Source organism: Agarivorans sp. (assembly GCF_050295395.1).
Lineage (GTDB): Bacteria > Pseudomonadota > Gammaproteobacteria > Enterobacterales > Celerinatantimonadaceae > Agarivorans.
Genome location: NZ_JBNKPP010000149.1, coordinates 1 through 9,185, shown reverse-complemented (window position 1 = coordinate 9,185; position 9,185 = coordinate 1). Strand labels below are relative to the sequence as shown.

The window sequence follows — 9,185 nt, the reverse complement described above, 5'->3', positions numbered from 1 at the left end:
GGAGTCTCGTTTTTGGTTTTTCTCTTTGGCTAAGCTTATTAATTTGTTTTATTAATCAATCAATTAAATACATGGCTTGCTCTATTTGTTGCTGTCGTGAAATGGCGACAGTGGGATTTTTGCTCACTTCTGGCATTATATGCGCCAATTTGCTTGACTTAATGGCATAACATTAGGGGTAATCTTTTGATCAATTTCCGTGCCTTAGCCTCTATTCGGCGTTTAAGTTTTTGGGCCTTGGCCACCCTTGGTTTGCCCTTATTAAGCAGCTTGTTGCTGGCGTCATATTATTTGCAACAGGTCTCAACCCAAGGTCAGCAAACCGCATTTATGTCTGCTCAGGTGGCGTCCGCCAGTAAGCGTTTAGATGATGCTTTGTTGGATTTAGAGCGCAGCACTCGGCAATTTAGAGTATTGGCCGATGATAGTCGCCTACAGCTTTATCAGAGCCAACGGCAGCGAGTGGCGCAAACCTTGACCAGCTACCAGCAACATACCGAAGACGCTAGCTTATTGGAAATTCTCGAGCAGTTGCAACAACAGTTGCAGTTGCTCACTCAGCAGATGGCTGAGTCGGAGTCTTTACAGAGAGACCAGCTTGACCACTTGTTTATTGGTTTTGCTGAGCTTAGTGAGCAATTTGACTTAGCCAGCCAAGCTTTAATTGAACAGCTGGCCGCAGATTTACAAGACACCAGTCAGCGTGCTCAACAACGTTTATTGTTAAGCATGATAAGTTTGCCTTTTGCGCTGGCAGCCGCGGTATTGTTGGTGTTTTTTGTAACGCGGCCCTTGCAGCAGCTAAGGCCGCAAATCGCCCGTTTAAAATCGGGAGAGTTTGAACAGGCGATACAGGTAAGTGGTGCCACCGAGGTGATGGCAATTGCCGACGCCCTAGATGACATGCGCTTGCGTTTGCTTAGCTTAGAGCAACAAAAGACCACATTCATTAGACATATTTCGCATGAGCTTAAAACGCCCTTAGCGGCCATTCGCGAGGGTAACGAGCTGCTTTATGACAATAGTGCAGGGCCGTTAAATGCGCAGCAGCAAGAAATCACTGAAATTTTACGCGAAAGTAGTTTACGCCTGCAGCAATTGATAGAAGCGCTATTGGATTTCAACCTGTTACTGGATATGCCGGGTGAGCAGAGTCATCGTTCGGTTGAGTTGTCTGCGCTGGTGGAAAAAGTGGTGGCAAATCATCGCTTAAGCTTATCGAGTCAGGGTTTGAGTTACCAGCTGGCGTTCAATGAGCCTGCTGTTATGGCCAACCAAGAACAACTGCGGGTGATTATCGACAACCTGCTGTCTAATGCGATTAAGTTCTCTCCTCCCGGAGGCGTGATTAGCTTAGGCTCGTTTGTTGAACAAGGGACGGTGAGCTTGTACATCGATGATCAGGGTGAAGGTATTAGTGAAGAGCTACAGCAGCGGATTTTCCAGCCTTTTGTGCAGGGACAGGTGGCGAAAGACCCTAGATTAAAAGGCAGTGGCTTAGGTTTGACCATTGCTAAGGAGCTGGTTGAACGCCAGCATGCCAGTTTACGTTATCAGCGTTTAGCTGACGGCAGTCGATTTATTGTGGAAGGATTAAAAGGAGGCCAATTAGATGAAAACTAAATGGCGATTGGCTTTGCTTGGTGCTCTGAGCCTAATGTTAAGCGCCTGTGCCTTGGACCCAGCTAATCGTTCGGCGGTACCTGTAAGCAATGCTCAGTTGGGTGCGTTTGATCCCGCAGCCTACTATTTGAACTTAGATAGTCAAAGTGAAGAGCAAATTTTTAATGAATTGGAGTTGTTATTACTGGATCCAGAACTGGGGAATAACAGCATCAAACTTGGCTTGATATATGCCTATAAAAAGTCACCAGTGAAAAACCCTCATCGCGCTCATCGCTTGTTAAGCGAAGCGCTTGCTTCAGAGCGGCCTTATCCGCAGCGAGGCATGTTAGTGGCGCTAAATGACCAACTATACGACGGTTTACGCTGGCAACATCGTTTTGAGGCCCAACAAGCCAACAAGCAGCAACAAGAGAGCCTGCTTAAGCAACAAATTTCTGCATTAAGAATGCAGTTAGATGAACTAACCCGAATAGAGCAACAGTTAAATGAACGAAATTAATCACGCTGGTGGAAATATTTTGGTGGTAGATGATGACCCCAGCTTATTACGTCTTATTAGCTTACGTTTGCAATCGGCTGGCTATCAGGTGCAAGCGGTAGCCAGTGCTAAACAAGCCTTAGCCGAGTTGGAGAGCTACCCCGCCCAGTTAGTGATTAGTGACGTGCGCATGGATGGCATGGATGGCTTGGCGCTATTTGGCGCGATAAAACAGCTGTATCCCAGTTTGCCTGTGATGTTATTAACAGCACATGGCAATATTCCTGATGCGATAGCAGCCACCCAACAAGGGGTATTTGGTTATTTAACCAAGCCTTTTGATAGTCAAGAATTGCTAGCAAAGGTGGCTGAAGCCTTGCGTTTACAACCTTCGTTACATGAGGTGAGTAGTGAACAGGGGCCACCATTTTGGCGGCGCGAAATTATTAGTCGCAGTCCGGTGATGGAAGTATTGCTCAAGCAGGTGCAGCAGGTGGCACCGAGCGACGTGAATATTATGATTCAAGGTGAAAGCGGTTCGGGGAAAGAGTTATTAGCCAAGGCTATTCACCACGCTAGCCCGCGCCGTCAAGGGCCATTTGTTGCGGTCAACTGTGCCGCGGTGCCCGAGGGTTTATTTGAGTCTGAATTATTTGGTCACGCCAAAGGCGCCTTTAGTGGCGCTGCTCAGGCGCACCAAGGCTTATTTCAGGCGGCCAATGGCGGCACCTTATTTTTAGATGAAATAGCCGATACGCCCTTGAGTGTACAGGTGAAATTATTGCGCGCCTTGCAAGAGCGAGAAGTGCGCCCAGTGGGCTCCACCAAGAATATTGCGGTAGATGTGCGGATCGTTTCGGCAAGTCATCAGGACTTGTATCAAGCGGTGCAGCAACAGCAATTTCGTGAAGACTTGTATTATCGGCTAAACGTGGTGGAGCTAGCGCTGCCACCCTTGGTGAAGCGCCGTGAAGATATCCCACTATTAGTTCATCACTTCAGCCAACAAATTGCCGAGCGCCAAGGTGTGCCCTTAAAAACCTATTCTCCGGAAGCCATGTCGGCGCTAGTGGCGGCGCGCTGGCCGGGTAATGTTCGCCAGTTAATGAATGTGGTAGAGCAAACTAATGCGCTGTCTACTGGTCCTTTGATCCCTGCACAATTGGTGCAGCAAGCCTTACGGGAAAAAGCCGAATTAGTTAGTTTTTCTCAAGCGCGAGACGAATTTGAGCGGGGCTATTTAGCGCGCTTGCTGCGCCTGACTCAGGGTAATGTGAGTCAGGCTGCGCGCTTGGCAATGCGTAATCGCACTGAATTTTACAAGTTACTGGAGCGCCATCATTTGCGCCCCGAATCCTTTCGAGGTTAAAGGTGCTTCTGGTTGAAGCGGTCCACAATCACGGCGCAGGCCGCATCGCCAGTAATATTTAACGAGGTGCGGATCATATCGAAGATACGGTCCAAGGCGAACAACAGTGGTAGTCCCTCAATGGGGATCCCCGCAGCCAATAGCACCGCTACTACCAAGAAAGAGGGGCCGGGCACGCCTGCTTGGCCAATGGCACCAAGGGTGGCGGTAAAGATGATCGCCGCATAGGCGGTTAGGTTTAAATCTACTTGAAATAGCTGGGCAAAAAACATCGCTACTAGGCCATAGTAGATGGCGTTACCGCTCATGTTGATGGTGGCGCCCAAAGGCAGCACGAAGGCTGTAGTGGCTTTGGATATCTTTAACTCTTCTTCAACCACTTCCATGGTGACCGGCAAGGTAGCCATTGAGGAAGCGGTGGATAGCGCCACCGCCTGCGGTTTCTTCATCTTGCTGATAAATGTTCTAACCGACATCTTGGAGAATAGCTTGATGCTTAAGGGGTAGAAGACGAAGCCAAAAATCAGAATCGCTGCGACATAAACAGCAAATAGCTTGGTTACCAGCGCTAGCATGGTAAAGCCGAAGGTCCCTACAGAGTCGGCCATTAAACCAAATACCCCTATCGGTGCAATGAGCATGACAACATTAATCATCCAGATAAACGCCTGAATGATGGTGTCTAAGCCATCCATAATTGGTGCACTTTTTTCCTTGGGCTGTTTAGATAAGGCGACCCCCAAGAACAAACAAAACACCATAATTTGCAGAATATTGGCGTCCATCAGTGAAGCAAAAACATTCTCTGGAATCATGCCAATGATGGTTTCCATTACTCCGGGAACGTCGCCTTTGTCAGCATATTCGTTAGAGAACAAGTTACTAGCGTGGCTCAAATCTAAGCCGTGACCAGGTTGAAAAATCCAGCCCATGACTAAGGCTAGCGCCACCGCCAGTGCTGAGCTGAGCATAAAAAATGCGAAGGTTGATATACCTATCTTGCCCGCTTCAGGGCTATTGCCTAAGTTGGCAGCTCCGGCAATGATCGACACTCCAATCAAGGGTATCACCAACATTTTGATTAGGTGAATAAAGATGGTGCCTAATGGCGCAAAGATGGCGGCTTGCTCTCCCATGAGCGCGCCCACCAGTGCGCCAATGATCATAGCTATGACGACTTGTACGCCAATGTTTTTATATAGTGCTGGTTTCATCAAGTTTTCCGTTTGAATCGTATGGTTGAAATCGTTAGTGGTCGCGAATTGTACTGTAAATGGACTATTAGTTAATGATTAGTTCTAATAAATTTGATTTGGGTGGTTATTATTTTTAGGAAAGCCGATCTAGGAAAATGTCTCACTATGAAGAACTTGGCTTGGTGGCTTTAGGGAAAACATTCAGAGTTGAATGAAAAATAATAGGTAGCTAGTTTGCTGTGCCTGACTCTCGGTGATGTGGGCTGGCTGGTGTGCTTGACGATGGGTAATCATAGCGAGCCTTACCCGTTGCTAAAGCGGCATCATTTGCCAGCAGAGTCGTTTAGGTCTTAGTAAAGGAAAACAGTGCCAGTGCTAGCTGGCACCTTATAGTTTTAGCTTTGTGTTAAGGCTAACTCACGGCAGTGAGTGATGTAATCATGGGTTTCGCTAACATTTTCTGGGAAGCGCATTTCTAGCTCTGATTTAATCAATTGCGGCTGATGTTCGTCGATGGCTATGCAGTAGTGCTGGTCGCCATCTTCGGCATAAATGGTAGCGGTATACAAAAAGGTCTCTTGTTCATCATAGAGATCGAAGGTATTGCTGTTGTCATAACTGACTCGAAAAACCGCATATTGATGAGCGGGTTGGCCTTTGTCATCTAGCGGTACTTCTCCGTCCGCGCGTTGGTTAATGGTAATGTTAACGCGCTCGAAACCATTGGCGATGAGTAGTCGCTTAAAGTTCACCACTTCATCGGCTGCTGCCGAGTCGGGGAAAGACGCCTGAGTAGGGTAAAAGCTGAGAAATACTTGGTTTTCAGCTTGATAATCGTTGTTATCGTTGCAGCCCATTAAAGCTAGGCTTAGCAAGGAGAGGGGGATAGTTTTTTTTAGCATGTTTTTCTCGTTATTGTTGGCCACCTCCGTTGTGATAAAGTCCAAAGTTATAAATTTAAGGTTTATTTGCTGCGCCGTTGGTTAAGGGCTCGGCAGGCTGCAACAAATTGATGTGCTTCGAGTTTGTTTTGGGCGGCTTTAACCGGTAAATCCACCACCATTTCATATTCATTTAAGGGCTCACTAGGTAAACATAGATGTTTTTGACTGAGCTCTGAATATAAGGTGGTGCTATAAAGAAATTCCCCACTTTCTGAATACAGCTCCAGGTTAAGACTATCGGTAAATTCGACTAAAAAGGTGCTGTTTTGACCCACGGCATGGCCATTTACTCTTGGTGGCTGACCATCGGCGCGTTGATTAATTTCGACGCGCTGAGTGGAAGACTGTTGTTTGGCACGAAAAAAGCGCTTTTGATTGATGGTAGTGCTTTTTGCGGTGAACTTAGGGAAACTGTCGGCTGGGGGGTAGAAAGTAATAGCGATTTGGCTAGGCGGCTGTTGATCGTCAATCGAGCAGGCCCACAATAACAGCGATAATAGCGTAACAGCAGCAATACGCAGGGAAAACATCAATACTCCTAAGTTAGTAAACTGGCTAAGTTTCCTGTTAGCTGAAATTGTCCCTAAATAATTGAGCAAGTTTTTTACCGAAACCAACAGGATGACGCAAGTGAAACTTCTAACGCCAGCTTAACTAACTGTGTTTATTTTGATTTTTGCGAAGTTTATTACACAAAGTCGTGCTGTTTCACGCTTAGCTAATGGCTCAGTAGTTGCCTATTTTTTTTTACATGATATTTTCATGGCAGATCTTATTGAAGGATAGTGAACCATGCCAAAGGCGAGTGAAATTAAGAAGAATGCCGCTATTGAACATAACGGTAAGGTGTATTTTGTCAAAGATATTGCCAAGCTTACCCCCAGCGGGCGAGCGGGCGCTAGTTTATACAGAATGCGCTTATATGATGTAGCGACAGGTGCCAAAGCTGATGAGAGCTTTAAAGCCGATGAAATGATTACCTTGGCTAACGTGAGCCGTCATCAAGTCATGTTCTCTTATGTTGATGGTGACGAATATGTGTTTATGGATGCCGAGGACTACACCCCTTACAACCTAAACAAAGAGACTATTGCTGAAGAGATCCCCTTCATTACCGAAGAGGCTTCAGGTATTCAAGTGGTTACCGTTGACGGCGCACCAGTGGCCGTTGAACTGCCCGCCAGCGTCGAGTTGTTGATTGTTGAAACCGATCCATCAATCAAGGGAGCCTCTGCCAGCGCACGCACTAAACCGGCGATTTTAAGTACCGGCCTGACAGTACAGGTACCTGAGTACATTGCCAGTGGTGAAAAAATTAAAGTTAGCACTGCCGATAAGAAGTTTATGAGTCGCGCTGAGAAGTAGTTGCACTCAAGCTTACCACCTTATCAAGCAGCCCATGGGCTGCTTTTTTAATGGCATCGACAGCTGAGGTGCTGGTCTGTTGCGAGCAACTATTATTTAGTGTTTTGTCAGTATTTTTTACAACAGGCCTTTATACTTCATGCTGTCATTCGGTTAATGTATTGATTTAAAAGAATAAATTTATTTTGGATTGATTTTTGCTGGGTGCTCGCCGAACGAATCTAAACAAGGACAAGTAAGTGAGTTATAAATTTAATTTTTTCAAAGCATTAATGTTAGTTTTAGTGCTTTCCCCTTGGGGAGCTAAAGCGGGCATCATTGTCGATAAAAGTTTTGATCCCAGCAACATCGTCATTGGCACCTATATCGATAATAGCAATGGTAGTGCCGATTTATTCGATGATTTTTCACTAAACAGTGATACCACTATTACCGATATCACCTTTTGGGGTGGTTATTGGTCGAGCGGTACCATTCCCACTGGCGAAGCCCTACGCATGCGCATCGAGCAGGCCAATGGCCCAGCTCGTGGCGCGACGGTGCTAGACACGGTATTTGATTTCACTCGTAGCAATACAGGCTTTACTCACAATAACAATGGAAGCAGTGATATTTGGGCCTTTGCTGCCAGCGATTTAAACATCGATTTGGCCGCCGGCGATTATTGGTTGAGCTTCTATATGGCTAGCAGCGCCTCGCAAACTAGTTTTATTTGGCAGCGTTCTGTCTCAAGTGCGCCGATTGGCGTTTATAGTACTAGCGCAGACTATATCTCTGACTATGGTGATTATGCCTTTGTACTTGAATCCAATGTTCAAGCTGCTCAAGTCAGTGAACCAGCGAGCTTTATGATCTTATTACTCGCTTGTAGTGGCTTATTGTGGCGTCGAAAATTTTCTTAGTTGAAGTCTCGCTAAACTAATCTAAAGCAGCTTAAGAGCTGCTTTTTTGTTGGCTTCTTTGCGTTTTGTTACTGTTAGATTTGTCATATTCAGCAGCTTACTTCTACAATTTAGTGAGTTATTACTAAAATTTGTCGCTGAAGGATCAAGTTGTGGCGATAGTAAGTCATGCTAGGAGGGCCTTATGGGACAGTCTGCGGCACTAAATGTTGATTTACGGCAAATGGTTATCGCCATTGAAACAGCGGTATCCTTAGTGGGTATGAATGATACCAATCATGGTAAACGGGTTGGCTATATCGCCAGCCAAATTGGTCACCACCTTGGTTTCAGTGATGTTGATTTACAATACGCCTTCGATTTAGGGTTGCTACATGACTGTGGCGTATCCACCGAGCAGATGCACTCCAGTTTAGTGAATCATTTTGACTGGGAAGAAGCGCACATTCACTGCAATATTGGTTACCAACTGCTTAAACCCTTTGAACCTCTCGCTAAATTTGCCACTCCTATTCTATACCATCACACCGCTTGGAGTGATTTACTGAACGTTAATATCAGCCCTTATGATGCGCGCATGGCCAATTTAATTTACTTGGCCGATAGGATTGATGTGCTTGCCGCAGGACACTACGAAACCGATATATTGATAGCCAAGCATGAAGTGGTTCGCTCTATTGTTAGCTATTCAGGCAGCTATTTTGATCCCGAGTTAGTACAGGCTTTTCAATTGGTCGAGCGTTCCGAAGCGTTTTGGATTGCTCTGGAGAATCGTCATATCAGTCGTTATGCCTGGGACATGGGCAGAGTCGCGAGCAACCATCCGCTGAGTTGGCCTCAGGTGAAGCAACTGTCGATGATTATGGCTTATATCGTTGACCAAAAGAGTCCATTCACTGCTCAGCATTCGTTACGCGTGGCTGAGTTAGCGAAATTTATTGCGCAGTGTTATGGCCTGTCTTCCGAGCAATGTGAAAAGGTGGAAGTTGCCGGTTTACTGCATGATTTAGGCAAGCTGCATACCCCCGACAACATTCTAGAAAAGGCTGGGCCACTGAATGATGTGGAACGCGCCATCATGAACCAGCATAGTTACGAGACTTACGAAATATTGCGCCATATTGATGGTTTAGGCGAGGTGGCGCGTTGGGCTGCTTATCACCATGAAGGTATCAATGGGGCGGGGTATCCTTTCCACCCAGATAAAAGCGAGCTTTGCCTTGAGGCGCGGATTATCGCTGTGGCCGATATTTTTCAGGCTTTGGTGCAACAGCGCCCCTATCGAGAGGGCATGAAGAAAGAGGC

9 protein-coding genes are annotated in these 9,185 nt (G+C 46.3%); 6 read left to right on the top strand and 3 right to left on the bottom strand.

The genetic code is table 11. The annotated features are described in order from the left end of the window. Positions 1-186 precede the first annotated feature (186 nt). Genes ACQY6Q_RS08720 through ACQY6Q_RS08710 form a run of 3 tightly spaced genes read left to right on the top strand, consistent with a single transcriptional unit; the run spans position 187 to position 3,473 of the window. Positions 187-1,623, top strand: a complete 1,437-nt coding sequence (locus tag ACQY6Q_RS08720; RefSeq protein ID WP_427980261.1) for an ATP-binding protein — start codon at positions 187-189, stop codon at positions 1,621-1,623. Continuing rightward, entirely contained in the window at positions 1,613-2,125 is a 513-nt protein-coding gene (locus ACQY6Q_RS08715; protein WP_427980259.1) for a hypothetical protein, read from the top strand. Before ACQY6Q_RS08720 ends, ACQY6Q_RS08715 begins: the two co-directional genes overlap by 11 nt. Beyond that, the gene (locus tag ACQY6Q_RS08710; protein ID WP_427980256.1) at positions 2,112-3,473 is read left to right on the top strand and encodes a sigma 54-interacting transcriptional regulator; all 1,362 of its coding nucleotides are present in this window, start codon (positions 2,112-2,114) and stop codon (positions 3,471-3,473) included. The genes ACQY6Q_RS08715 and ACQY6Q_RS08710 overlap by 14 nt, the downstream gene beginning before the upstream one ends. Here the strand turns inward: ACQY6Q_RS08710 and ACQY6Q_RS08705 are convergent. The 3 genes from ACQY6Q_RS08705 to ACQY6Q_RS08695 form a co-directional block, all read right to left on the bottom strand. Further along, entirely contained in the window at positions 3,470-4,687 is a 1,218-nt protein-coding gene (locus ACQY6Q_RS08705) for a dicarboxylate/amino acid:cation symporter (RefSeq protein ID WP_427980254.1), read from the bottom strand. The two genes, ACQY6Q_RS08710 and ACQY6Q_RS08705, sit on opposite strands and share 4 nt — an antisense overlap. A 377-nt stretch (positions 4,688-5,064) precedes the next feature. Continuing rightward, positions 5,065-5,571, bottom strand: a complete 507-nt coding sequence (locus tag ACQY6Q_RS08700) for a hypothetical protein (protein ID WP_427980252.1) — start codon at positions 5,569-5,571, stop codon at positions 5,065-5,067. Positions 5,572-5,633: 62 nt separating this feature from the next. Continuing rightward, complete coding sequence (locus ACQY6Q_RS08695) at positions 5,634-6,143, bottom strand: hypothetical protein (RefSeq protein ID WP_427980250.1); 510 nt, start codon at positions 6,141-6,143, stop codon at positions 5,634-5,636. A gap of 262 nt (positions 6,144-6,405) precedes the next feature. Between ACQY6Q_RS08695 and efpL the strand changes: the two genes are divergently transcribed. The 3 genes from efpL to ACQY6Q_RS08680 form a co-directional block, all read left to right on the top strand. Then, positions 6,406-6,978, top strand: a complete 573-nt coding sequence (efpL, locus tag ACQY6Q_RS08690; RefSeq protein ID WP_427980248.1) for an elongation factor P-like protein EfpL — start codon at positions 6,406-6,408, stop codon at positions 6,976-6,978. A gap of 239 nt (positions 6,979-7,217) precedes the next feature. Next, a complete protein-coding gene (locus ACQY6Q_RS08685; RefSeq protein WP_427980246.1) occupies positions 7,218-7,880 on the top strand; it encodes a hypothetical protein in 663 nt (220 codons plus the stop codon). A gap of 184 nt (positions 7,881-8,064) precedes the next feature. After that, the coding region (locus tag ACQY6Q_RS08680; RefSeq protein ID WP_427980243.1) for an HD domain-containing phosphohydrolase at positions 8,065-9,185 on the top strand (1,121 nt) is incomplete at its 3' end.

Coding starts and splice junctions, on each gene's coding strand:
- ACQY6Q_RS08715 (WP_427980259.1), top strand. CDS start 1,613: ATGAAAACTAAATGGCGATTGGCTTTGCTTGGTGCTCTGAGCCTAATG.
- ACQY6Q_RS08710 (WP_427980256.1), top strand. CDS start 2,112: ATGAACGAAATTAATCACGCTGGTGGAAATATTTTGGTGGTAGATGAT.
- ACQY6Q_RS08705 (WP_427980254.1), bottom strand. CDS start 4,687: ATGAAACCAGCACTATATAAAAACATTGGCGTACAAGTCGTCATAGCT.
- ACQY6Q_RS08700 (WP_427980252.1), bottom strand. CDS start 5,571: ATGCTAAAAAAAACTATCCCCCTCTCCTTGCTAAGCCTAGCTTTAATG.
- ACQY6Q_RS08695 (WP_427980250.1), bottom strand. CDS start 6,143: ATGTTTTCCCTGCGTATTGCTGCTGTTACGCTATTATCGCTGTTATTG.
- efpL (WP_427980248.1), top strand. CDS start 6,406: ATGCCAAAGGCGAGTGAAATTAAGAAGAATGCCGCTATTGAACATAAC.